Source organism: Bradyrhizobium sp. CSS354, from assembly GCF_029051725.1.
GTDB lineage: Bacteria > Pseudomonadota > Alphaproteobacteria > Rhizobiales > Xanthobacteraceae > Bradyrhizobium.
Window position 1 is genome coordinate 760,440 of sequence record NZ_JAACFU010000001.1, and the last position, 20,453, is coordinate 780,892.

At 65.2% G+C, this 20,453-nt stretch carries 25 protein-coding genes; 10 read left to right on the plus strand and 15 right to left on the minus strand.

The genetic code is table 11. The features are described from left to right. Positions 1 to 429 precede the first annotated feature (429 nt). Complete coding sequence (locus GWG67_RS03590; RefSeq protein ID WP_275167761.1) at positions 430 to 1,482, plus strand: Cj0069 family protein; 1,053 nt, start codon at positions 430 to 432, stop codon at positions 1,480 to 1,482. Positions 1,483 to 1,503: 21 nt separating this feature from the next. Here the strand turns inward: GWG67_RS03590 and GWG67_RS03595 are convergent, their stop codons facing one another. The 3 genes from GWG67_RS03595 to GWG67_RS03605 form a co-directional block, all read right to left on the minus strand. Next, positions 1,504 to 2,685, minus strand: coding sequence for an MFS transporter (locus GWG67_RS03595; protein WP_275167820.1), 1,182 nt, complete (start codon positions 2,683 to 2,685; stop codon positions 1,504 to 1,506). Positions 2,686 to 2,800: 115 nt separating this feature from the next. Further along, positions 2,801 to 4,171 carry an NAD(P)-binding domain-containing protein gene (locus GWG67_RS03600; protein WP_275167762.1) on the minus strand — a complete coding sequence of 457 codons (1,371 nt, stop codon included), beginning with the start codon at positions 4,169 to 4,171 and terminating at the stop codon, positions 2,801 to 2,803. 53 nt (positions 4,172 to 4,224) lie between these two features. Continuing rightward, entirely contained in the window at positions 4,225 to 4,542 is a 318-nt protein-coding gene (locus tag GWG67_RS03605; protein WP_275167763.1) for a helix-turn-helix transcriptional regulator, read from the minus strand. Between the two features lie 126 nt (positions 4,543 to 4,668). Here GWG67_RS03605 and GWG67_RS03610 point away from each other — a divergent pair, with 126 nt between their 5' ends. The 3 genes from GWG67_RS03610 to arsC are packed head-to-tail and all read left to right on the plus strand — an operon-like array spanning position 4,669 to position 6,126. Then, complete coding sequence (locus GWG67_RS03610; RefSeq protein WP_275167764.1) at positions 4,669 to 5,031, plus strand: helix-turn-helix transcriptional regulator; 363 nt, start codon at positions 4,669 to 4,671, stop codon at positions 5,029 to 5,031. After that, positions 5,024 to 5,728, plus strand: a complete 705-nt coding sequence (locus tag GWG67_RS03615) for an MIP/aquaporin family protein (RefSeq protein ID WP_275167765.1) — start codon at positions 5,024 to 5,026, stop codon at positions 5,726 to 5,728. Before GWG67_RS03610 ends, GWG67_RS03615 begins: the two co-directional genes overlap by 8 nt. Then, positions 5,725 to 6,126, plus strand: a complete 402-nt coding sequence (arsC, locus tag GWG67_RS03620) for an arsenate reductase (glutaredoxin) (RefSeq protein WP_275167766.1) — start codon at positions 5,725 to 5,727, stop codon at positions 6,124 to 6,126. The genes GWG67_RS03615 and arsC overlap by 4 nt, the downstream gene beginning before the upstream one ends. A gap of 99 nt (positions 6,127 to 6,225) precedes the next feature. Here arsC and GWG67_RS03625 read toward each other — a convergent pair whose 3' ends face one another. From GWG67_RS03625 to GWG67_RS03635, 3 genes are all read right to left on the minus strand, one after another. Then, positions 6,226 to 7,131 (minus strand): tripartite tricarboxylate transporter substrate-binding protein, encoded by a 906-nt coding sequence (locus GWG67_RS03625; RefSeq protein ID WP_275167767.1) that lies wholly within the window; start codon positions 7,129 to 7,131, stop codon positions 6,226 to 6,228. Between the two features lie 73 nt (positions 7,132 to 7,204). Continuing rightward, positions 7,205 to 8,110 carry a VOC family protein gene (locus tag GWG67_RS03630; protein WP_275167768.1) on the minus strand — a complete coding sequence of 302 codons (906 nt, stop codon included), beginning with the start codon at positions 8,108 to 8,110 and terminating at the stop codon, positions 7,205 to 7,207. Positions 8,111 to 8,126: 16 nt separating this feature from the next. Next, complete coding sequence (locus tag GWG67_RS03635) at positions 8,127 to 9,119, minus strand: zinc-dependent alcohol dehydrogenase family protein (RefSeq protein WP_275167769.1); 993 nt, start codon at positions 9,117 to 9,119, stop codon at positions 8,127 to 8,129. Positions 9,120 to 9,230: 111 nt separating this feature from the next. On the opposite strand from GWG67_RS03635, the gene GWG67_RS03640 reads away from it, so the two are divergent. The 3 genes from GWG67_RS03640 (at position 9,231) to GWG67_RS03650 (ending at position 11,493) form a co-directional block, all read left to right on the plus strand. Beyond that, on the plus strand, positions 9,231 to 9,932 hold the full coding sequence (locus GWG67_RS03640) for a GntR family transcriptional regulator (RefSeq protein WP_275167770.1): 702 nt from the start codon (positions 9,231 to 9,233) through the stop codon (positions 9,930 to 9,932). Between the two features lie 94 nt (positions 9,933 to 10,026). After that, entirely contained in the window at positions 10,027 to 10,890 is an 864-nt protein-coding gene (locus tag GWG67_RS03645) for a fumarylacetoacetate hydrolase family protein (protein WP_275167771.1), read from the plus strand. A 9-nt stretch (positions 10,891 to 10,899) separates the two neighbouring features. After that, positions 10,900 to 11,493, plus strand: coding sequence for an amino acid synthesis family protein (locus GWG67_RS03650; RefSeq protein ID WP_275167772.1), 594 nt, complete (start codon positions 10,900 to 10,902; stop codon positions 11,491 to 11,493). A 112-nt stretch (positions 11,494 to 11,605) separates the two neighbouring features. Here GWG67_RS03650 and GWG67_RS03655 read toward each other — a convergent pair whose 3' ends face one another. Further along, on the minus strand, positions 11,606 to 12,367 hold the full coding sequence (locus GWG67_RS03655; RefSeq protein ID WP_275167773.1) for a hypothetical protein: 762 nt from the start codon (positions 12,365 to 12,367) through the stop codon (positions 11,606 to 11,608). Between the two features lie 15 nt (positions 12,368 to 12,382). Then, a complete protein-coding gene (locus tag GWG67_RS03660; RefSeq protein WP_007593508.1) occupies positions 12,383 to 12,571 on the minus strand; it encodes a hypothetical protein in 189 nt (62 codons plus the stop codon). A 253-nt stretch (positions 12,572 to 12,824) separates the two neighbouring features. Between GWG67_RS03660 and GWG67_RS03665 the strand changes: the two genes are divergently transcribed. Then, positions 12,825 to 13,826: a DUF2336 domain-containing protein gene (locus GWG67_RS03665; protein ID WP_275167774.1), complete on the plus strand. Its 1,002-nt coding sequence runs from the start codon at positions 12,825 to 12,827 to the stop codon at positions 13,824 to 13,826. A 144-nt stretch (positions 13,827 to 13,970) separates the two neighbouring features. Here GWG67_RS03665 and GWG67_RS03670 read toward each other — a convergent pair whose 3' ends face one another. The 5 genes from GWG67_RS03670 to GWG67_RS03690 all read right to left on the minus strand — a co-directional run bounded on the left by GWG67_RS03670 (position 13,971) and on the right by GWG67_RS03690 (position 17,552). Next, positions 13,971 to 14,315, minus strand: a complete 345-nt coding sequence (locus GWG67_RS03670; protein ID WP_275167775.1) for a DUF1491 family protein — start codon at positions 14,313 to 14,315, stop codon at positions 13,971 to 13,973. A gap of 3 nt (positions 14,316 to 14,318) precedes the next feature. Continuing rightward, on the minus strand, positions 14,319 to 14,612 hold the full coding sequence (locus tag GWG67_RS03675; RefSeq protein ID WP_275167776.1) for a BrnA antitoxin family protein: 294 nt from the start codon (positions 14,610 to 14,612) through the stop codon (positions 14,319 to 14,321). Then, positions 14,593 to 14,853 (minus strand): BrnT family toxin, encoded by a 261-nt coding sequence (locus tag GWG67_RS03680; protein ID WP_275167777.1) that lies wholly within the window; start codon positions 14,851 to 14,853, stop codon positions 14,593 to 14,595. The genes GWG67_RS03675 and GWG67_RS03680 overlap by 20 nt, the downstream gene beginning before the upstream one ends. A gap of 94 nt (positions 14,854 to 14,947) precedes the next feature. Continuing rightward, on the minus strand, positions 14,948 to 15,643 hold the full coding sequence (locus tag GWG67_RS03685; RefSeq protein WP_275167778.1) for a peptidoglycan-binding domain-containing protein: 696 nt from the start codon (positions 15,641 to 15,643) through the stop codon (positions 14,948 to 14,950). Further along, positions 15,636 to 17,552: a PAS domain-containing sensor histidine kinase gene (locus GWG67_RS03690; protein ID WP_275167779.1), complete on the minus strand. Its 1,917-nt coding sequence runs from the start codon at positions 17,550 to 17,552 to the stop codon at positions 15,636 to 15,638. Before GWG67_RS03690 ends, GWG67_RS03685 begins: the two co-directional genes overlap by 8 nt. 383 nt (positions 17,553 to 17,935) lie before the next feature. Between GWG67_RS03690 and GWG67_RS03695 the strand changes: the two genes are divergently transcribed. Next, positions 17,936 to 18,361, plus strand: a complete 426-nt coding sequence (locus GWG67_RS03695) for a DUF5330 domain-containing protein (RefSeq protein ID WP_275167780.1) — start codon at positions 17,936 to 17,938, stop codon at positions 18,359 to 18,361. Between the two features lie 68 nt (positions 18,362 to 18,429). Continuing rightward, positions 18,430 to 18,861, plus strand: a complete 432-nt coding sequence (locus tag GWG67_RS03700; protein ID WP_275167781.1) for a SufE family protein — start codon at positions 18,430 to 18,432, stop codon at positions 18,859 to 18,861. A gap of 5 nt (positions 18,862 to 18,866) precedes the next feature. Here the strand turns inward: GWG67_RS03700 and GWG67_RS03705 are convergent, their stop codons facing one another. Together GWG67_RS03705 and GWG67_RS03710 are read right to left on the minus strand one after the other, a co-directional pair. Continuing rightward, complete coding sequence (locus GWG67_RS03705; RefSeq protein ID WP_275167782.1) at positions 18,867 to 19,283, minus strand: MucR family transcriptional regulator; 417 nt, start codon at positions 19,281 to 19,283, stop codon at positions 18,867 to 18,869. 173 nt (positions 19,284 to 19,456) lie between these two features. Next, positions 19,457 to 20,329 (minus strand): DUF308 domain-containing protein, encoded by an 873-nt coding sequence (locus GWG67_RS03710; protein ID WP_275167783.1) that lies wholly within the window; start codon positions 20,327 to 20,329, stop codon positions 19,457 to 19,459. Positions 20,330 to 20,453: the final 124 nt, after the last annotated feature.

The following is a 20,453-nucleotide window of genomic DNA, read 5'->3' on the forward strand; positions in this document are numbered from 1 at the left end:
ACATCACGCCCACGAGGCGCGACAAAGCGCGGGCATCAACGCGCGCAGCGGTGCTGCGATCGGCACGGGAGCCGAGCCGAAAAATCGAGCCTATCTGCCGGATGAAGTAGGGAATGTATGATGATGACATGCTGCGCCCTTGGTGATCAGGACGCGATGCTTGGGCATGTCGCCTCACGGGGAGATCGCACATCCCCGAGCCCCAAATAAAAACCCGAAGGTGGGAGCTGTCAACGGGCGCGTGCATCGGGCTGCCCACCGGAGCCGCGGGCGACCGTCACAAAGAGTTCACCGCTCCGCGGAACCGCGCCAGCCACGTCTTGAAACTCGCGAACGGGCTCGCTAGTGTCCTTTGCGTGGGGACAAAGCAGACTCCCCGTGAGGCCTCGGTCCAAGCTCTGCGCAGCACGCCATTCGTGGAGCTTGCGCATGGACACCGAACGACACCCTTCTCACCAACACACCGTCGCTATCCTCTCACGCGGCGACGCTGCCGCGCGCCGGGATGCGACGGCGCAAAACAGCCGCTTCGTCCGCGTCTTCGAAGCACTCGCCGCCGTCGGCATCGAGGCATGCCCGGCGATCTACGACGAAAGCTTCGCCGATGCGGTCCGCGAGCAGTTGCTTGCGGCCAGCGGTGTGCTCGTCTGGGTCGATCCGATCCACCAGGGCAAGACGCGTGTCGAGCTTGATCCCCTGCTGCGCGACGTCGCCGCACGGGGCGTGTGGGTCAGCGCTCATCCGGGCGTCATTCTCAAGATGGGCACCAAGGAGGTACTCTATCGTACCCGCTCGATGGGGTGGGGATGCGACACGGCTTTGTATCAAACCGCCGAGGCCATGCGCGCCGAGTTACCGACACGGCTCGCCATCGGTCCGCGCGTGATCAAGCGCAACCGCGGCAACGGCGGCCAAGGCGTGTGGAAGGTCGAGAGGCTGCTGAATTCCCCGATGATAAAGGTGCTGGATGCGACCAAAGATGGCTCCGAGGAACTGACGCTGGATAGTTTTCTCGGTCGCTGCGCCGAATATTTCGAAAATGGCAGCGTGGTCGATCAGCCATTCCAGCCACGCTTGAGCGAAGGCGTGGTGCGCTGCTATATGTCGGGCAATCGCTGTGCCGGCTTCGGCTATCACAAAGTCAAAGCCCTGGTCGACTCGCCGGCCGCCCGTTCCGAGGCGGGACCGCGCCTCTACACCTCGAACGCAGACCCGCGCTTCCAGCGGCTGCGTCGATTGATGGAAGATGAGTGGACCCCGGGAATGATGAAGACACTGGAGATCGACGAAGGCTCGCTCCCGGTCATCTGGGACGCGGACTTCCTGTATGGTCCGAAAGACACGACTGGGGCCGACACCTACGTCCTGTGCGAGATCAACGCGAGTTCATGCTTCGCGATCCCGGAGGAAGCCCCCGCGGCGATCGCGCGAACGGTGAGGCAGCGGCTTACGCAGACGCAAAGAGCGAGTTCGGCCAAATGAACCGCCGGCGGGCGCATAGCGTCATCCCGCGCTGCGGCTCGGAGACGGTTGCGCCCGCGCCCACAGCAGCGCCAGCGGTCCCAGCGCGATCCCGGCGGCAAGGACGCTGAACGCCAACAGCCAGCCGGTCGCGCTCTGCGGGCCGCCGGCTGCGTCGAGCGCGGCGCCGGTGCCCCAGGCACCGACAGCCGACAGGCCAAAGCCGACCGTCGAATGCAGGGCCAGGGTCGCGCCGCGATGTTCGGACACAGCCGCGGCCGACATGCCGGCGGTCAACGCGCCCGAATCCGCCGGCACTGTCAGGCCATAGGCAAGCAGCAGCAGTGCGAGCACCCATGCCGGCGCCGTCGCGTTGAGGCCGATGACCAGCGCGACGCAGGCCGACGCGATCATCACGACCGTGATCGCGCGATAGCGCCCGAATTTCAGAGCGGCCTCGTTGCCGAGGATGCTGGCGGGCATCGAGATCACCGCAAAGCAGAAGCTCAGCACGACGGGGCTCAACCACGACGGCGCGCCTTGATGGGCGACGACGAAGGTCCAGAAGCCGACCAGCCAGGTGCGGATGCCGTAGAGCTCGAAGCAATGGGCGCCGTAGCCGAAGATGTATCCAAGCGCCTCGCGATTGGCGAAGACGGGCGCGAAGTTCAAGAGACGTCCGGCCTTCGGCGCGGGCCGTTGCGCCTGCATCAGAAGGCACGCGACGACCATTGCGACAGGTCCAAAGCCGGTGACAAGGAAAGCCGTTCGCCATCCCCAGCGGTCGGCGATCACTTGCGCGATCAGGAACGACAGGCCGACGCCGACCGAGAAGCTCGACGTGTACAGCGTGACGGCGCGCGAGGTGTCGCCGGCCGGAAGCCGGTCGGTGAGCGCCTTCAGGCCCGGCATGTAGGCGCCGGCAAATCCAAGCCCCGCCAGGGACCAGATCGCGGTCGCGGACCAAAACCCTTGCGCGAAGAGTCCGAACGCCATGGTCGCCAGCCCGCTGACGATCGAGCCCCAGAGCAAAACGAGCCGTGCGTCGATCCGGTCGGTCAACGTCGTCAGCAACGGCACGGCGAGCATGTAGCCGAACGCGTAACCGCTCGCCATCAAGCCGCCTTCGGCCGCCGACAGTCCCCACGCCGGCATCAGATGCTGCGCCAAATTCGCGGACAGCGTCACATGCGGCAGCAGATTGCCGACCTGGCCGATGCACATCACCGCGATCAGAGACCGGCCGCTCAAGTCACGAATGCTGTCCTCCCGCCCCCGGGCCGAAACGGCGCACCAACCACAATGGGCAACTCTCCGGCTTCACCTGCAAGAACCAAATTCATGAACAACCGCAGCCCGAAGCGCCGGCCTTCTTGGCCGCTTCGTCGGCGGCGCAACACGCCGTCGGTTCCTGCTTCACCGGCCCGCCGCAACATCCTGATCCGGCTCCAGTGGATTCGACGCCACCGCGCGTGCAAACGCCGGTCTCCGGCAGCACGAGCTCCACCCTTGCGGCGGCTTTCTTGTCGCCGGCGAGATCGGCCGCAATCGAGCGCACCTGCTCATATCCCGTCATCATGAGAAAGGTCGGCGCGCGGCCATACGACTTCATGCCCGCCATGTAGAAGCCCGGCTCATCGTGCGACAGCTCGCGCGCGCCGTGCGGGCGCACCGTGCCGCAGCTGTGCTCGTTGGGATCGATCAGCGGCGCCAGCGCGACCGGCGCCTCGATGGCGGGATCGAGCCGCAGGCGCAATTCGGACAGGAACGAAAAGTCGGGACGAAAGCCCGTCGAGACGATCAGCTTGTCCACGATCACGCTTCGTCCGCCGCAACCCGAGCCGGCCGCGATCTCGAGGCGGCCTTCGGAGTCCGAGAGACGCGTGACTCCGAATTCGGTCTCCACCTTGATCTTCCCGGAGGCGACGAGCGCAGCGAACGCGCTGCCGAGCTCTCCGCGTGCGGCGAGCTTGTCATTCCGGCCGCCGCCAAAAGCCTTGGCGGGATCGGCGCCGCGCAACAGCCAGATCGCTTGCGTCCCCGGCGCCTCATCCGCGAGATGCACGAGATCGATCAGCGTGCCCACCGCGGAGTGGCCAGCGCCGAGCACCGCAACGGTCTTCCCGGCATATCTGGCGCGCCCGGCACCACGGACATCGGGCATGCCAGAGGCGATGTGGCCGGCGCATTCACGCTCGCCGATCGCGGCCAGACCATTACCCCCGGCGGGATTGGGCGAGAACCATGTGCCTGACGTATCGATCACGGCATCGGCGCGCAGCACTTCAGGACCTTTGCCGTTCTGGTAGCGGATTTCGAATGGCGCCTGCTGACGCCCCTTCGTCTTCGCCTTGTCGAAGCCGACGCGGCTGATCGCCGTGACACGGCTGGATGTCCGGATCACCTCGCGCAGTGCCGTTCGCGTCGCAAGCGGCATCAGATATCGATCGAGCAGTTCGCCACCTGTCGGATATGAGCTCGGGTCCGGCGAATTCCATCCCGTCGGCGCGAGCAGGCGCGCGGCGGCCTTGTCAACGTTGTATTCCCACGGCGAGAAGAGCTGGACCTGCTGCCACTGGCGCACCGCGTGCCCCGCTTCGGAACCTGCCTCCAGAACGATGGGTGACATGCCACGCTCCAGGACGTGCGCAGCTGCTGCGAGGCCGACAGGGCCCGCCCCGATGATGGCTACCGTCTTTGCGTCGCTCATGCCGTTACTCCCATCATTCTGGTAGCATCGAATAACTTGACCCAAAAAAATGATCAGGCCGCCGTTTGCGTGTCCTTGCATCCGACCTCGTCGGCACAGCACTCCGCCGCCAGGAAATCGACCAGGCCCCGCATCGCGTCGAAGTTCGCGTGGCAGATCAGCGTCGTCGATTCCCGGACCTGACTGACGAGCCCGACCGAGACGAGGGTCTTGATGTGATGCGATAACGTCGACGCCGGAATCTTCAGCTTGTCCTGCAGGCGGCCGACGGCCATGCCCTTGTGCCCTGCCCGCACCAGGGCACGATAGATCTGGAGTCGCGTCCGGTTGCCCAGGGCTTCAAGGCGTGATGCTGCGTCATCGATTTTCATGGCGGACATGCTGCGCCAGCTGACGCCTAAGTGTCAAACCATATTTCCAGAATCTACGAAATATGCTCGCCCATTGTTGAAAATTCCGGATTGACGGCGTTTCCATAATTCCATAAGTCTGGATATATGGAAACAGAAGAAGCAGTTCTGGCACTCGCCGCCTTGGCCCAGTCGACCCGTCTGGAGGCCTTCCGGACGCTGGTCCGGCACGAGCCCGACGGGCTTGCGGCCGGCGATCTCGCACGGCTGTTGGAGGTCCCCCAGAACACGCTCTCGGCGCATTTGTCGATCCTGACGCGCGCGCGGTTGGTGACCTCCGAGCGGCGCAGCCGCTCGATCGTCTATCGCGCCAGCCTCGGCGAATTTCGCGACGTCGCCGTTTTCCTGCTGCGCGATTGCTGCGGCGGAAGCCCCGAAGTCTGCGAACCCGTTGTCGAAATCCTGCAATCCTGCTGCAAGCCGAGACGAAAGGAGCGGAGCAGTGCCTGATCAGTTCGATCTTCCGCGCCGCCTCGCGGCCGAAGCGCTCGGCACGGGCATTCTCGTTGCCACAGTGGTCGGCTCCGGCATCATGGCGGAATCCTTGACCAAGGACGTCGCCCTGGCGCTTCTGTGCAACACGTTGCCCACCGGCGCCATTCTGGTTGTCCTGATCACGGTGCTCGGTCCGATCTCCGGCGCACATTTCAATCCGGCGGTTACCCTCGTCTTCACCGGCAAGCGCGAGCTGCCGGTGAATGACGCCGCACTTTACGTCGTCGCGCAGATCGCCGGCGGCATCGCGGGAACGATGGCGGCGCATCTGATGTTCGGACTGCCGCTGATCGATCTCTCGACGAAGATGCGAACCGGAGGACCGCAATGGTTCGCCGAAGCCGTCGCCGCCTTCGGTCTGGTCGCGACGATCCTGGCCGGCATCCGGTTTCAGCGGACGGCCGTCCCCTGGCTGGTAGGCCTGTATATCACCGCGGCCTACTGGTTCACGGCCTCGACCTCATTCGCCAATCCGGCGGTGGCCATCGCAAGGTCGCTGACGAATACGTTCGCGGGCATTCGGCCCAACGACCTGCCCGGCTTCATCCTCGCTGAACTCTGCGGAGCCTTTGCCGGCATGCTGTTGATGAACTGGTTGCTCGGACCGCCTCAGGCGCGAGGCCCCATCCCAATCGCGGAGACGACCCGATGACCGTCACGATCTATCACAACCCCGCCTGCGGCACCTCGCGCAACACGCTGGCGATGATCCGGCAGAGCGGCACCGAGCCCGCCGTCGTCGAATATCTGAAGACGCCGCCGTCCCGCGAAAGACTGGTCGAACTCGTCAAGGGCCTTGGCATCTCCGTTCGCGCGCTGCTGCGCGAGAAAGGCACGCCCTACAAGGAGCTCGGCCTTGATGACCCCAAATGGTCCGACGACGAGCTGATCGACCAGATGCTCGCGCACCCCATCCTGATCAACCGCCCGATCGTGGTGACGCCCAAGGGCACACGCCTGTGCCGGCCCTCGGAAGCCGTCATCGATCTCCTGGACAATCCCATCGGCCGGTTCGTGAAGGAGGATGGCGAGGTGGTCGAGGCGCGATAGGCTTACGGGGCGCCTGTGTTGCCTCGGATCAGATCTTCGGGATCTTTGCCCGCTCGACCACGCCGGTCCATTTGCTGATCTCGGTCTCGATCAGCTTCTTCATCTCCTCCGGCGAACTGCCGCGAACCTCGCCGCCGACGGCGGTCTCCAGGCGCTGCTTGAGGTCGGGATCCCTAAGAGCGTCCACCGTCGCCGCATTGAGTGCGGCATGATGGCGGGCGGCGTTCCCTTCGGGGCCAGCAGGCCGGCCCAGGTGCGCACGTCATATCCCTTGATCCCGGCTTCCTGAACCGTCGGCACGTCAGGCAACAATGCGGTGCGCGTCGGCGAGGTCACCGCCAGGCCGCGGATCGCACCGCCTTGAATTTGCGCGGCGAGCAGGACCGGCGTGCCGACGATCACCGGAACCTCTCCGCCGAGCAGCGCGGTGACCGATTGAGAATCGCCGCGATAGGGCACGTGCACGATCTCGACGCCGGCGGCTGCGTTCAACAGCTCTCCTGCAAGATGGTGCGTACTGCCGAAACCGACCGATCCGAAGCTGAGCGCACCGGGCTTCTGCTTTGCCATGGCGACGAGCTCGCCCAGCGATTTTGCCGGGTAGTCGCTCCGCACGGCGATGACGAGCGCGTAATAGACCAGCGTCGAGATCATCTCGAAACTCTCGGCCGGCTGGTAGGCGAGGCTCTTGTAGGTCGCCGCGGAAATGGCGTGAGCGCCGGTGACGAGCCCGATCGTGTAGCCGTCGGGCGCCGCTTTCGCGATGGCATCGGCGGCGATGTTGCCGCCGGCGCCAGGCTTGGCCTCGACGATGATCGGCTGCCCGAGTTTTTTCGAGAGCCCGTCGGCGATGATGCGCGACAGCGTGTCGGCCGCGCCGCCGGCGGCAAATCCATGCAGCAGCCGGATCGGGCGCGACGGATAATTGTCGGCCGACGCCTGGGTGGTTGCGAGACAACCGCCAAACAGAAAAATCGCCGCAGCAAGCCGCTTCATCCTTCGCATGGATGCGTCCTCCCTTTGATTGTTATGTCTTGGCCGCGACGAGGCGGCGTTGTTCAAGTCGAGTTTGAATCCGCTAGCGGGCGAACTCCGTGCATTCAGGCGATGGCGGCATGCCCCAGACGTCGCGCGGCAGGCCGACCCAGATTTTTGGCCGCTGCGGTCGATCGCGATGCCAGGGACGAGGCTCGAAATAGCCGAGCTCCTCGTCGGTCATGCGGTCGAGGTCGTGGAACAACTCGACCAGATGTCCGTCGGGATTGCGGTGGTAGATCGCCGTGTTGTGGCCGGGGCCGTGACGTACCGGTCCCCAGAGCACGGGGAGCTTGTGCCGGGCGAGATGGTCGCACCCCTGCTGCATGTGGGTCGGCCCCCGCAGCTCGAACGCGACATGATGCAGGCCGCGGCCGGGCGCGCGCGCGAAGTTCAGCGTGTGATGCTCATAGCCGCTGCGCATGAAGACGAAGCGGTCCTCGATCCAGTCGGAGACTCGCAGGCCCATGGCGTTGGCGAAGAACTCCGAGGCCGCGCGCGGATCGGGCGTGCGAAGGGCGACATGGCCGAGCTTGGTGACGGCAAGCGCACCGATCCGTTCTTGCGCGGGCGTCGGCGTCCAGCCCTGGATCAACTCGAAGCGCGTGCCTTCGGGATCGCGGAACGACAGCAGCCTGGAAACGCCAGGCAGCGGATCGCTCTGAAGTTCGGGCCGCAGATCGGCCTGCTTCAGCGCGGCGCCGAGCGCCTCGATCTGGACATCAGGCGATATCTCGAAGGCGATGCTCGTCAGCGCCGCGTCGCCGGATTCGATCACCAGCGAAAGCTGCTCGGCATCGTTGGCGAGAAAGATGCGGTTGCCGTCGCGGCCGACGAGGCCAAGACCGATCACGGCGCGGTAATAGTCGAGCAACCGCTCGGGATCGGGCGAGGCAAAGCTCGCGTGCCGGAGTCGGGTGAAGCGTGCAATGGGTGCTTGTGTCGTCATCGTGCGATCCACCCCCTCATGGCGTCATGATGATCTTGCCGAGCGCGGAGCCCTGCTCGAGCAGCGTGTGGGCCTGCCTGACCTCGTCGAGCTTCAGGACCGCCGAGATCGCCGGCTTGATCGCGTTGCGGCTGAGCGCCTCGATCACGTTGCGCATGAGCGCGCGACGCCCGTCGCGATCGTGGTCGTAGATATGGAAGGAGAAGCAGCGTATCGCCGGGCAGATGTCGAGATGGTCGCGCATCGCCGCCATCAGGTTTTCTTCCGGCAATCCAGCGAAAGCGTTGTACGACAGCAGCGTCCCCCATTTGCCGAGCGCGCCGAGATAGCCGGTGAACTCGGGCCCACAGACGTGATCGAGCACGAGTCCGACGCCCTCGCCATTGGTCAGCTCGCGGGTCCGCGCCACCACGTCTTCGCGGCGGTAGTAGATGACATGATCGGCGCCGTTGCCCCGCGCGAATGCGGCCTTCTCTTCGGTGGAGACCGTGCCGATGACATTCATCTGTGCGAGCTTGGCGAGCTGCACCAGCGCGGTGCCGACGCCACCGGCAGCCCCGATCACCAGCACGCTCGCGGGTGCGCGCGGATGGCGGCACTCGTGCAGCAGCGCGTAGGCGACCTGATAGTTCGACAGGCACACGGCCGCTTGCAGATCGACATTGTCGGGCAGCAGATGAATGGCGTCCGCGGGAGCGACCACATAGTCGGCGTAGCAGCCGCCGCGCTGCGACAGGTCGCGTGCGCTCAGCAGCACCTTCTGGCCGATCGCAAGGCCCTCGATGCCGGGCCCGAGCGCGGCAATGCGGCCGGCGACGTCGTTGCCGGGATTGGCCGGCAGCGGCGGCATCCATTTGTAGACGCCACGCCGGATCAGCACATCGGGTTGCCCCACCCCGAACGCTTCGGCCCGGATTTGCACCTGGCCGGGTCCGGGCACAGGCACCGGAAGCTCGACCAGTTCGAGTGCATCCGGACCACCCGGCTGACGCACCAGCACCGCTCTCATGATGTCACACGCCTCCCAAGCCGTATTTTCGAAAATCATATCCTTTACGAAAATTATTGCAAGATGGTCTTTGGCGCGGCATGTTGAGCTATCGATTCAATGACAGAAACCATGTCCGACAGCGCCATTCGCCCCCGCAAGGAATTCGGCAAGACCATCGCCGCCGACGTCACCCATCGGCTGCGCGAGGAGATCATTGCCTGCGGCCTGGCGCCGGGCGAGCCGCTGCGATTCGACGTCCTGCGCGAACGATTCGGCGTAAGTTTCACCACGCTGCGCGAGGCACTGACGGCGCTTACCGCCGAGGGCCTAGTCGACGCGCAGGAGCAGCGCGGATTTCGCGTGGCCCCCGTCAGCCGCCAGGATCTGGTGGAGGTCACCGATGCGCGGGTCCTGATCGAGGTGGAATTGATCCGCCGTGCCATCGAGCGGGGCAACGACGATTGGGAAATCGCCGTCATCTCGACACTGCACAGATTGAAGCGAATCGAGCAGCGCGATCCCGAACATCCGCTGCGTGATCCCGAATGGAACATCGCCCACCGCCAATTCCACCAGGCATTGGTGTCAGCCTGCGGCTCCGCGACACTCCTCGCCATTCGCGCCGAGCTGTTCGACCGCGCCGAGCGTTATCGGCATCTGTCGGCCAATTTCCGGCCGCGTCCGCGCGACAAGGCCGGCGAGCACCAGGCGATCATGCAGGCCGCGATCTCGCGCAATCCTGACCTCGCGGTGCAGCTGATCGAGACGCACATCCGCTCGACTGCCGACAACGTGGCAACATACGCCGCGCACCTGCTCGATACCGAATAGGCTGCACCGTCTTTTTATTGGGGTGGGCTTGCGCCTGGGCTGATTTTCGAAAATAATAGGAAGGATCGAAAATGCCAACCTTTGGGGCGAAACCATGAAGCTGCTGTCATTCTTGGACGAAAATCGGGAAAGCTGGGGCGCCGTTGTCGAAAATGGCGTCGTGGATCTCGGCCGCGCCCTGCCCCAATACCCTGTTCTCGCGGACTTCCTCGGCAGCGACGACTATGCGCGGCGCGACGCCATCGTTGCCAGGCACAAGCCCACGATGGCGCTGAGCGACGTCAAATATCTGCCGGTGATCCCGCGTCCGGAGAAGATCGTCTGCGCCGTGCGGAATTATCTCGACCACCACAACGAAGCCGTGGCGTTCGGGATGAAGCGCGAGATCACGGAATTTCCGCCGATCTTCCTCCGGGTCTGGCGCTCCCAGGTCGCGCACAACGCGCCGGTGATCCGGCCGAAGGTCTCGGACAATTTCGACTGGGAGGGCGAGCTTGCCGTCGTCATCGGCAAGGGTGGCCGTCACATCAACCAGGCCGACGCCTGGAATCACGTGGCGGGCTACTCGATCTACAACGACGTCAGCGTGCGCGACTGGCAGCGTCACGCCCAGCAGATCGCCTCCGGCAAGAACTTCGTCGGCACCGGCCCGTTCGGTCCTTGGCTAGTGACGCCGGACGAGATCGGCGATCCCACCAAGCTGAAGCTCGAGACGCGCGTCAACGGCGCGGTGGTGCAGTCGTCCGACACCTCGATGCTGATCTTCTCGATCCCGCGGCTGATCGAGTACAGCTCGACCATCTTCGACCTCGTCCCCGGCGACGTCATCGCCACCGGCACGCCGGCCGGCGTCGGCTTCACCCGCAAGCCGCCGGTCTTCCTCAAGCCCGGCGACGTGGTCGAGGTCGAGATCGAGAACATCGGCGTGCTGCGCAATCCCGTCGTCGACGAAGCATAGAGCCAGCGCATGTCGTCCCAAGACGCGACCCATGATATCCGCAAGAGCGCGCTCAGCGTCGAGACCATCTGGCACGAGCGCGGCCCCCGCCTGGAGAAGCCGCTGCTGGTCGGAACGGCCGTCGCGGTGATCCGCAATCCGTTCGCCGGCCGCTTCGAACCCGACCTGATGCCGTTTCAGGCGTCCTTGCGCGAGCTCGGGCGCGAGCTCGCGACACGGCTGATCGCGCAGCTCGGCGGTGCCGCGCAGATCGAGGCCTATGGCAAGGGCATCATCGTCGGCGGGGACGGCGAGCTCGAGCACGGCGCGGTCTGGCACGAGGCCGGCGGCCAGGGCATGCGCGAGGTGCTCGGTCAGCCCAAGGCGATCGTTCCGGCGGCGAAGACCATCGGCGGTCCGGGCACGCGGCTCATGGTTCCGCTCGGGCACATTCACGCCGCCTATGTCCGCAGCCATTTCGGCACCGCGGAGATGACGCTGTGGGATTCACCGCGGCGCGACGAGATCGCCTTCGGGCTCGTGATGGCGACCGGCGGCCGACCTCACGCGCGCATCGGGGGCCTCGCGGCGTCTGCAATCTCCGTGCACGATGGGCAGCGTTGATGAGCGCCCGATGCGCTGAGGGATTTTGCCGGAACGCTGCAGAGGCAGCGCGCCAAACCCGACGCAATCGAGCGCCGGCGCGCAGCCGTAAAATGATCAACTCTTGAAGCGATCAGCCTTTGGAGACGACCGCGCGACCGTAGGGCGGCTGGGCCGCGACCGGCGGGTTAGCGGTCTGGGCGGCGAGTTCGCCGATCAGGCGGTCGGCATCGGCAGCCATGCCGTCGGGCGCCTGGATCACCAGCCGCTCCAGACCCCAGCGATAGGACGAGACGCGCTGCTCGAGGCACTGCTGCACCCACTGGATGATCAGCGAATTCTCCTGCATGCGCTCGACCGCGTCCTCCTTCTCCTTCGGCGAGAGGGAGGAGACACGCGCCATGCTGGCGTTGCGCTTCCTGTCGAGGTCGATGACGCGGATCGCGGAGGCGAAGAACGGCTCGAAGCGGGTGATGTCGTTGCGCACGTCCTCGATCAGCTGCGCATAGCGCGAGGAGTGCGAACGGTGCGGCTCGTCGATCAGCGTGCGTCCGTACATGGTGCGGTCGAACACGATCTTTTGCCGCCAGGGCGAGGGCAGCGCCTTGTAGTCGCCGAACACGCTCTTCCAGGCAGGCCGCGACAGCGGCGGCTCGATCAGCGGATAAGCGAGGTCGCGAAGCTGGCGCTCCTCGTCGGTGAGCTGGAATTGGGATGGCTTCAAGCCGATGCTGGAGGTGACTTCCGCGCCCAGCCAGCGATGCATGTCGTCGCTGCGCATGTCGGCGCGGGTCCGGCCGAAATCGCCGCCGCTACAGGCGGCAAGCGTCGCGCCCAGCACTGCGAGCATGATGGCCGTTACGACGGGCCGGATCTGGCGGAGGTTCTCCGGCATTGCAAAGGCCGAAGGCTAGCGGCGACGACGACGGCGCCCCGGCGCTGTGCCCTGCTCCGGCCCGTGATCGCCGCTGGGCTCGTCGCTCTCGCGCTCGATGCGGATCACGGGAAGGATCAAAATCGTGCCCATGTCCGCGCGCGGAGCCACGTCCCCCGACGCGCTCACCCGGCGACCGGCCGGAAATTCGATGATGGTCCCCATATCAGCTCTCTTCAATTGCCGCGCGACCCGGCGCGCCTCTGCAACATGGGATCATTAAGATCAGTTCATGGTTAACGGGGTGTAAACGTGCCGGCGGAACCGTAACCGCACGGGTAGGACCCGCCGTCCCGTTGCGGCACGAGAACGCTTCAAAGCAAGCGTTCGGCTTCACGCCTCGTTTTCCTTAACGAGCCTTTAAAGGAGCCCGCGATAGGGTGGCGGCGAGTATCTCTTCCAGGTCGCGTATCTCTCCATGACCAAGTCGTTGTTTCCAGGATTCGACGGGCTGATGACCCTCTCCCGTCGCGAAGGCGTCGATGTCCGTCCGACGCTGCTGCGCGTGCTGACCGACCTCTATGTCCAGTCGAGCACCCACAGCGACGACGAGCAGCGCCAGTTCGTCGAGCTCGCCACACGACTGATCGACCAGGTCGACGACGCGACGCGCGCGGCCGTCAAGGCGCGGCTTGCGATCTATCCGTCGACGCCCGTCCCGATCATGCAGAAGCTCGGTCTGTCGGCCGCGCAGGAGGGCCGCAGGGTTCCGCTCGCGCGCGAAATCCCGGCGCCCGTCACTGCCCCCGCCCTTGCTCCCCCTCCTGCCCCCTTGCCGGTTCGCACGCCAACCGACGCCGAGCTGCGCATGGCCTCGAACATGGCGATGCAGCCAAAGGACGCGGCCGATATCCACGACATGTTCTTCCGCGCCGGCGCCTCCGAGCGCGCGCTGATCCTGCACAATCTGGCGCAGACGCCGCTGAAGGCCGCGCCGCGGATTCCGACCGTGCGCGCCAAGCGCGCGATCCAGATCCTCGAGATGGCGGCGATCGCGGGCGATTTCGAGAATTTCACCTTCGAGCTCGGCGACAGCCTGATCCTGCCCTCGCGCGTCGCAGCCCAGATCGTCGACGATGCAAGCGGCGAAGCGCTCGCGGTCGCCGCGCGCGCGCTCGACATGCCGAGCCCGGTATTCCAGCGCATCCTGCTGTTCTTCAAGCCGGAGATCGGCAACTCCGTGACCGACGTGTACCGGCTGTCGCGGCTTTACGATCGGCTCAGCGACCGCTCGGCGCTGGTGATGCTGGCCGCCTGGCGCGGCTCGACGCTCGCCGTCAACCGCGCAAAGTACCAGCCGTCGCTGCACGACAGCGAGCGCCAGCGCGCGCGTGCGGGCGCAAGCCAGACGCGCCCGGGCGTGCAGCCCGGCTCCGCGCCCGCGGTGCGGATCGGCACCAGCGGATCATCGGATCGCTAGAGGCGAGTGCGACCTGATACCGTCGCTTGCTCCACAAGCTCGTCATGCCCGGGCTTGTCCCAGGCATCTACGTTCATCGGTGGCGCAACCAAGATCGTGGATGGCCGGGACAAGCCCGGCCATGACGACGCAACAGCGTCCTGATCAGGTCTTCGCTAATTCGAGAAAATGCCGCCCGGCGCGGTCTTCGGTCTCGACGATCCAGATGTCGGAGTCGAAGCGGATCTCCTTGGTCAGGCGCTCCTCCACCGCGGGCTCCGGCATCGGCTGCGGCGCAAACGGCACGAAGAAGCGATCGACCGGCCGGCCGTCGTCATAAGAGGTCTGCGGCGCGGGCACGTAGAGCATCGCATTGCCGTCGAGCAGCGAAACCTTCACGAACACCGCACCCGCCTCCTCCGCGCCGCGACGGCGCACCGCGCCGAACACGCCCTCGGTCTGGCACCGGCGCAGATAGGCTGAGACCCAGATGTTTGATTTCAAACGCATGGACTACCCTGCGCCGGACGTACGCTTGCGCTTCACCACCTTGAGCAGCGCTTCATCGATCCGGCTCTGCCAACCCGGCCCTTCCGCCTTGAAATGGTCGACCACGACAGGGCTCAGGCGCAAGGTCACCTGTCGTTTTGTGGGGGCCTTGTTGGGGCCGCGGCCCTTCCGCATGCCCGGGAAGATCTCATCGAAAGTCTTGGCCTTGGCAAAGTCATCCTTGGTCCATTCCGGATTATCGCTCACTGCGCGCATGTCCCGGGCGGTGTAGCCCTTCTTAGCGGCTGCTCTTTTCATAGAGCCCCCTTTCCTTCTTGCTGGCAGGGCGCATGCTGACAATGCTGATGCCCTCCGCTCCACGGGTCGCAAAGATGACCGAGATGACGCCGCGAATGTTGACGCCTATCGCGCGCCAGCGGTTGCCGTAGGTGGCCAAAACCAAAGCATTATCGAAGAAGGCCTCGTTGAGATCAGCGAAATCCATCCCGTGCTTGTCGAGATTGGCTCGGCGCTTTGGCTCGTCCCAAACGATCTTCACGAGGTTATTTTGTAACTACAAAATAACCGGGAGTCAATTGTGACAGACCTCCGCCGCCCGAGGCGGCAGAGGATTGGGAATGCGAGCGTAACGACTATTCGACGGGGTGCCCGATCGCGGCGCCGAGCTCGCGGAGCAGGCGGTCGGACACCTGCCCGGTGACCTGCATCTTGTGCTCGCGCTCGAATTTCTGGATCGCGGACTGGGTCTCGCTTCCCATCGCGCCCGTGATCTTCAAATTGCCGTAGCCATATTCGGACAGCGCGCGCTGCACGCCGGCGATGCGCCGCGCGGCCGGGCTCTGCTGCACGGGGATCGGCGCCGGCGGACGCGCGACGGAGGGCGGCGCCGAAATCGTTTGCTTGACCAGATTGGTCATGGGGTCGCCCGAGCGCGGCGTCGATGCGGTCGCATCGACGGGCCTCTCCGGCGGCTTGTCCGCAGCTCGGGGCTCGGCACGAAACTCCGTCGCTCTCGGCTCGAGCGGCGAGGTATCGGCGCCGACGGGACGCGGACGGGGCAAGGGATTTGACAGCGCCAGGGAGGACGGTGCGGGAAGATTGATCACGGTGCCGAACATCGGCGCCGGATGCCGGCCGGTCTGGAGGAACAGCGCATTGGCAACGATCGCGCCGATGGCGGCAACGGCGACGAGACCGGCCAGCGTATCCTTGGGGCTATGCAGCAGCACGCGCAGCACGAGATTGCGCTCGGTCTCGACATCGATGACCGCAGCCTTGGCGCCACGGCGGCGCGGAGCGGCTTCGTCCTTGGCAGACTTCTTAGGCACTTTTCTTCACCAGAGCGGGTTGGTCCTGAACTTGGTCGTGAGCATGGTCCTGAAGTTCTTTGTGCTGAAGTTCCTGGCGCAGCACCGGCGTCAAGGTCGCGATCTTGTTCTCGCTCGCCTTGCTGTCGGACATCTTGGCCTCAGAACTTTTGGCCTGCGGCGTGTACACGAGCGGCAGCTTGACGGTGACGGCAGTGCCCTCGCCGAGCCTGCTTTGTACTGTCAATTCGCCGAGATGCAACGCCACGAGGCTCTTCACGATCGAAAGTCCGAGGCCGGTGCCTTCGTGGCGGCGCTGATAGGTTTTGCCGGCCTGGAAGAACGGCGCGCCGATGCGCTTGAGATCGTCAGGCGCGATGCCGATTCCGGTGTCGCTGACGCGCAACGCAAGCTGGGAGCCCGAGACCGCCGCCGTGACGGTGACCTGACCGCCGCGCTCGGTGAACTTGACGGCGTTGGCGACGAGGTTGAGCACGATCTGCTTGAAGGCGCGCGGATCGCCGGTCATGACTGGCAGGTCCTGCGGCGCATCGGTGACGAGATCGACGCCGTTCTCCCGCGCCTTCAGCGCCAGCAGATTGCAGCAATGCATCAATGATGCACGCGGCGCGAACGGCTCGGACGCGATCTCGAAATTACCCGATTCCATCTTGGACATGTCCAGGATGCCGTTGACGACCGAGAGCAGATGCTGGCCGGAATCGTTGATGAGCTGGGCGTATTCCCTCCGCTGGGCCGCGCCCAGCATCAAGGTCTGCTCCTGCGTGATCATCTCGGAGAAGCCGATGATGGCGTTGAGCGGCGTGCGCAGCTCATGGCTCATGGTGGCGAGGAAGCGCGTCTTGGCGGCGTCGGCCGCCTCTGCAGCGCTGCGTGCCTCGTCGAACGCCTGTTCCCCGAGCTTGCGGTCGGTGACATCGCGCATCACGGCGACGACATCGGCCTCGCGCGTTACATCGCGGCCCATATCCTGATCGAGCGGGCGGCAGCGCATCTCGACCCAGATGAAATCAACCTGGCCGCGCTCCGAGCCGGCACGCTCCCGGCGCAACCGGAACTCGACGCTGCGCACGTCGCCGCGCGCGGCATCGGACAGCGCCGTCAGATACGCCGGGCGATCGGCGACATGGACGCGATCGAACAGGCCGTGGCCGAGCAGTTGCGGGACGGGCACGCCGAGCATGGCTTCCACTGCCGGTGAAATGAACTGCACCGCGCCGTTGCGCTGATGCCGCGAGATGACGTCGCTCATATTCCGCGCCAGGAGGCGGTAACGCTCTTCCTCGCGCGACAGCAGCGCAACGCTGGTGCGCGCGAGCGATTCCGCGCCGAAGGCAAGGCCCGCGGCATAGAGCGTCGCCGAGGCGACGCCGAACGCCATCAGCATGCCGCGTTCCGCGGCGCTGGTGTCGCCAATCGGCAGCCAGCCGAGCTGGCTGACGAGGATCAGGATGCCGGCGCAGGACAGCGCCAGCAGCGATGCAAAGGCCGCGACGCGGCGCGAGGCCGACAGCGCAGCTTCGAGAGGAACCACGACCAGCCAGATCGCGGCAAAAGATTCGATGCCGCCGGTCGTCACCGCAACCGCCATGATCAGGCTTGAGAGCGCCAGCGACGACAGCACGTGCGCGCCTTCGTAACGGCCGGTGCGCGACAGGAACCAGGACAGCAGGATCGGCGCAATCAGCCAGGCGAACGCCGCGACCTCGATCGCGCTCGGCGCGCCGCGCATGGCGAGATAGACCGGGAATGCGGCAAAGGCGGCCAGGCTGCCGAGCAGCCGCGGAGCCATGAAGGCACGATGGCGCGCTCGCGTCAGCGCGTCGTAACGCGCGGAGGGATGCAGCAGCGCATCGAGACAATCGCAGATGATACTCAAAACTGTCACGGGTCTCGCGCTTCGGCTCATTCGTCGGGAAGACGCGCCGGAACGCCTCCTTATCGTTGAGCCACCGTGTCAGAGCGACCTTAAACGAACACTAAGGCAAAGCGGCGCGCCGCCGGACACCGCGTCATCGCACGGCTTTTTAGGCGATTTGACGACGTCATCGGCAGGGATGGTGAACACAGGGTTTCACCGTGATCCGCATGGTTTCGAAATGGTGGACGGGTGGCCGGCAGAGTTCGCGGCACGGACGTCAATCGAAAATTTACGACACCGTCGATTGCAAAGATTCTTGAGTCAATTTTCCGCGAATTAAGCGGAAGGCAATCACTTGCGATTTATCGAGAGTTGCTAGGTCCGACATCCGCGGAGATCGCCGCGGCGGGCTCTAACATACAGGTCGCAAGATGCGCTTTCTGCTTCGCATCACATTCTGGCTCGGGCTGGTGCTGGTGCTCCTGCCGCGGGACAAGACGCCGGAATCGGACAAGCTGCCGCAGATCGGCGCTGCCGACGCGGTGCAGGCTGCGACCGCAGCCGTCTCCGACATGACCCAGTTCTGCAAGCGCCAGCCGGCGGCCTGCGAGGTCGGCGGACAGGCCGCGACCATCATCGGCCAGCGTGCGCAGGACGGCGCGAAGAAGATCTACCAGATCATCAACGACAAGAAAGAGCAGCTCGAGAAAACCGACAAGAAGGCGCCCGACCACACCGGCTCGATCGCGCTGGCCGGCGAAGGCGATCTTGCTGCGAGCGAGGCGCCGCGTGACACCCTGTCCCAGGACGACCTCGCGCTGGAATGGCGCGGCCCGGCGCCCGCGACAGCGAATTAGCGCCCAAACCCTATCGATTTCGGCGCTTTGCGTCCCTATATTGGCCTGAACGGGAACTTTGGGCCAGCATGACGACGATCGACGAAATCAGGGATAATTTCGAGCTTCTGGATGAGTGGGACGACCGCTATCGGTACGTCATCGAGCTCGGCCGCACCCTGGAACCGATGTCCGAGGCCGAGCATTCGGCCGAGAACAAGGTGAATGGCTGTGTCAGCCAGGTCTGGCTTCAGAAGCTGATCGATCGTCGCGATGGCGGCGCGCCGATCCTGACATATCGCGGCGACAGCGACGCCCACATCGTGCGCGGGCTGGTCGCGATCGTGCTGTCGCTTTACTCCGGCCGCACGCCGCAGGAGATTCTTGCGACCGACGCCATTGCCGTCTTCGACGAGTTCGGCTTTCGCGATCATTTGACGCCGCAGCGCTCCAACGGCCTGCGCTCGATGGTCGAGCGCATCAAGACCGACGCGAAAGAGGCGCTCGCGGCAGCGTCGTAGAAATTCTACTTCCGCTTCCGCTGCTGCTGCCCCAGTCCCATCTGCTTCGCAAGCTGCGAGCGGGCCACCGCATAGTTCGGCGCGACCATGGGATAGTCGGCCGGCAGGCCCCATTTCTCGCGATATTGCTCCGGCGTCATGTTGTACTGGGTGCGCAGATGGCGCTTCAGCGACTTGAAGCGCTTGCCGTCTTCCAGACAGACCAGATAATCGGGCGCGATCGACTTCTTCAGCGAGACCGCCGGCTTCGCCGGCTCAAGCGGCGCCGTCTCGGTGCGGCCTGACGAAACGCGCACCAGCGCGCCATGCACCTGGCTGATCAGGTTCGGAATCTCGGCCGCAGCCGTCGGATTGTTGCTGAGATAGGCCGACACGATGCTCGCCGTCAGCTCAATGAAATTCTTAGCCCCGGCATCCGACATCGGCCCGACCTTTCTCCACTTTGCGTCGCATGGGATTGACGACGTCAGAGTATTCCGTGTCAACAATACGTTCGGTTGAAATGGGATGACTGAGGAGTATGGGCTGATTACTGACGAAGTGACAAGTACGCCAGCGCTTTACTTGGCTGCGCCAGATCTCCCTGCGCCTGCTCTCAAGCGCCCCGCTGGTCGAGGTGGGAGCGCAACTCGTCGATCGAGGCAAAGCGCATCATCCCCTCCGGCATCTGCGCTTCGATCGAACCGTCGGAATAGAGCGAATAGGCCATGCCGTCGACGATGCCGGATTTGAGCACCGTCACGGGCGCCTGCTCGGCGGCTGCCGCCTGCTCCGGTGCGGGCGGCGGAGCAGCCTCCGCGAAGGTCGATGGTGAGCGCGGTGGCGGGCGCCGCGCGGCGGGCGGCGGCTCCGGAGACCTCACACGGTCCGGCTTCGGCCAGGCGTCGTCGAAGCTGGCAGGGGGCGTCTCCGGGGCGGCAGGCTCCGCTGAGGGCTCAGCGTGCGGCAGCGGCGGCAAGCCCTCGCCGGTCTTCGCCTCCGCGCGCTCGCGCTCCTTGCGGGAGGTCGAGGCGAACAGCAGGTTGCGCCGGCGCGGCGGTTCCGGAACCTCGGGCGGGCTCGGAGCTTCGGGCGCTGGCGGAGGCTCGGCGCGCGGACGCTCGCGCGCGGCGGCTTCGTTCTGCCAAGGCGGCGGTCCTGCGGTCGGCAATGCCGGCGCCGGCTCGATCTTCTCTGCGTCCGGCTCAGGCGCGAGGCCGGGCGTTCCAGGGATCCCGAGACCCGGCAGCACGGGCCTGACCCGAACGTCCGATGGTGCGATTGATCCTGCCAGCCGGCGGGCAATGCCCTTCAGTTCCGCGACCACGACGTAGAGGCCGGCCAGTAACATTCCGGAGCAGACGCCGATGGTGCCGGAGATTATGAGGGTACTACCGAGACTGAATTCCCTGACGGTGAAGCCGAACAGGATCGCAAGGAGGCCCGCCAAAACGGCGAAAATCCCAGCGATCAACAAAGCCACGGTCATCGAACTCACCCCCGGCCGCGCATCCACACGCGACACTCGTCACGCCACGATACCGTCATCCGGTGTTCCACGCCAACGTCGAATTATAGCCTGCGTTCCTAAAGGAAAGGAAATCAGGGACTTA

What these genes read in the sequence shown, in the direction of transcription:
- GWG67_RS03590 (WP_275167761.1), top strand. Translation starts at nt 430, where the DNA reads ATGGACACCGAACGACACCCTTCTCACCAACACACCGTCGCTATCCTC.
- GWG67_RS03595 (WP_275167820.1), bottom strand. Translation starts at nt 2,685, where the DNA reads ATGTGCATCGGCCAGGTCGGCAATCTGCTGCCGCATGTGACGCTGTCC.
- GWG67_RS03600 (WP_275167762.1), bottom strand. Translation starts at nt 4,171, where the DNA reads ATGAGCGACGCAAAGACGGTAGCCATCATCGGGGCGGGCCCTGTCGGC.
- GWG67_RS03605 (WP_275167763.1), bottom strand. Translation starts at nt 4,542, where the DNA reads ATGAAAATCGATGACGCAGCATCACGCCTTGAAGCCCTGGGCAACCGG.
- GWG67_RS03610 (WP_275167764.1), top strand. Translation starts at nt 4,669, where the DNA reads ATGGAAACAGAAGAAGCAGTTCTGGCACTCGCCGCCTTGGCCCAGTCG.
- arsC (WP_275167766.1), top strand. Translation starts at nt 5,725, where the DNA reads ATGACCGTCACGATCTATCACAACCCCGCCTGCGGCACCTCGCGCAAC.
- GWG67_RS03625 (WP_275167767.1), bottom strand. Translation starts at nt 7,131, where the DNA reads ATGCGAAGGATGAAGCGGCTTGCTGCGGCGATTTTTCTGTTTGGCGGT.
- GWG67_RS03630 (WP_275167768.1), bottom strand. Translation starts at nt 8,110, where the DNA reads ATGACGACACAAGCACCCATTGCACGCTTCACCCGACTCCGGCACGCG.
- GWG67_RS03635 (WP_275167769.1), bottom strand. Translation starts at nt 9,119, where the DNA reads ATGAGAGCGGTGCTGGTGCGTCAGCCGGGTGGTCCGGATGCACTCGAA.
- GWG67_RS03640 (WP_275167770.1), top strand. Translation starts at nt 9,231, where the DNA reads ATGTCCGACAGCGCCATTCGCCCCCGCAAGGAATTCGGCAAGACCATC.
- GWG67_RS03645 (WP_275167771.1), top strand. Translation starts at nt 10,027, where the DNA reads ATGAAGCTGCTGTCATTCTTGGACGAAAATCGGGAAAGCTGGGGCGCC.
- GWG67_RS03650 (WP_275167772.1), top strand. Translation starts at nt 10,900, where the DNA reads ATGTCGTCCCAAGACGCGACCCATGATATCCGCAAGAGCGCGCTCAGC.
- GWG67_RS03655 (WP_275167773.1), bottom strand. Translation starts at nt 12,367, where the DNA reads ATGCCGGAGAACCTCCGCCAGATCCGGCCCGTCGTAACGGCCATCATG.
- GWG67_RS03660 (WP_007593508.1), bottom strand. Translation starts at nt 12,571, where the DNA reads ATGGGGACCATCATCGAATTTCCGGCCGGTCGCCGGGTGAGCGCGTCG.
- GWG67_RS03665 (WP_275167774.1), top strand. Translation starts at nt 12,825, where the DNA reads ATGACCAAGTCGTTGTTTCCAGGATTCGACGGGCTGATGACCCTCTCC.
- GWG67_RS03670 (WP_275167775.1), bottom strand. Translation starts at nt 14,315, where the DNA reads ATGCGTTTGAAATCAAACATCTGGGTCTCAGCCTATCTGCGCCGGTGC.
- GWG67_RS03675 (WP_275167776.1), bottom strand. Translation starts at nt 14,612, where the DNA reads ATGAAAAGAGCAGCCGCTAAGAAGGGCTACACCGCCCGGGACATGCGC.
- GWG67_RS03690 (WP_275167779.1), bottom strand. Translation starts at nt 17,552, where the DNA reads ATGAGCCGAAGCGCGAGACCCGTGACAGTTTTGAGTATCATCTGCGAT.
- GWG67_RS03695 (WP_275167780.1), top strand. Translation starts at nt 17,936, where the DNA reads ATGCGCTTTCTGCTTCGCATCACATTCTGGCTCGGGCTGGTGCTGGTG.
- GWG67_RS03700 (WP_275167781.1), top strand. Translation starts at nt 18,430, where the DNA reads ATGACGACGATCGACGAAATCAGGGATAATTTCGAGCTTCTGGATGAG.
- GWG67_RS03705 (WP_275167782.1), bottom strand. Translation starts at nt 19,283, where the DNA reads ATGTCGGATGCCGGGGCTAAGAATTTCATTGAGCTGACGGCGAGCATC.
- GWG67_RS03710 (WP_275167783.1), bottom strand. Translation starts at nt 20,329, where the DNA reads ATGACCGTGGCTTTGTTGATCGCTGGGATTTTCGCCGTTTTGGCGGGC.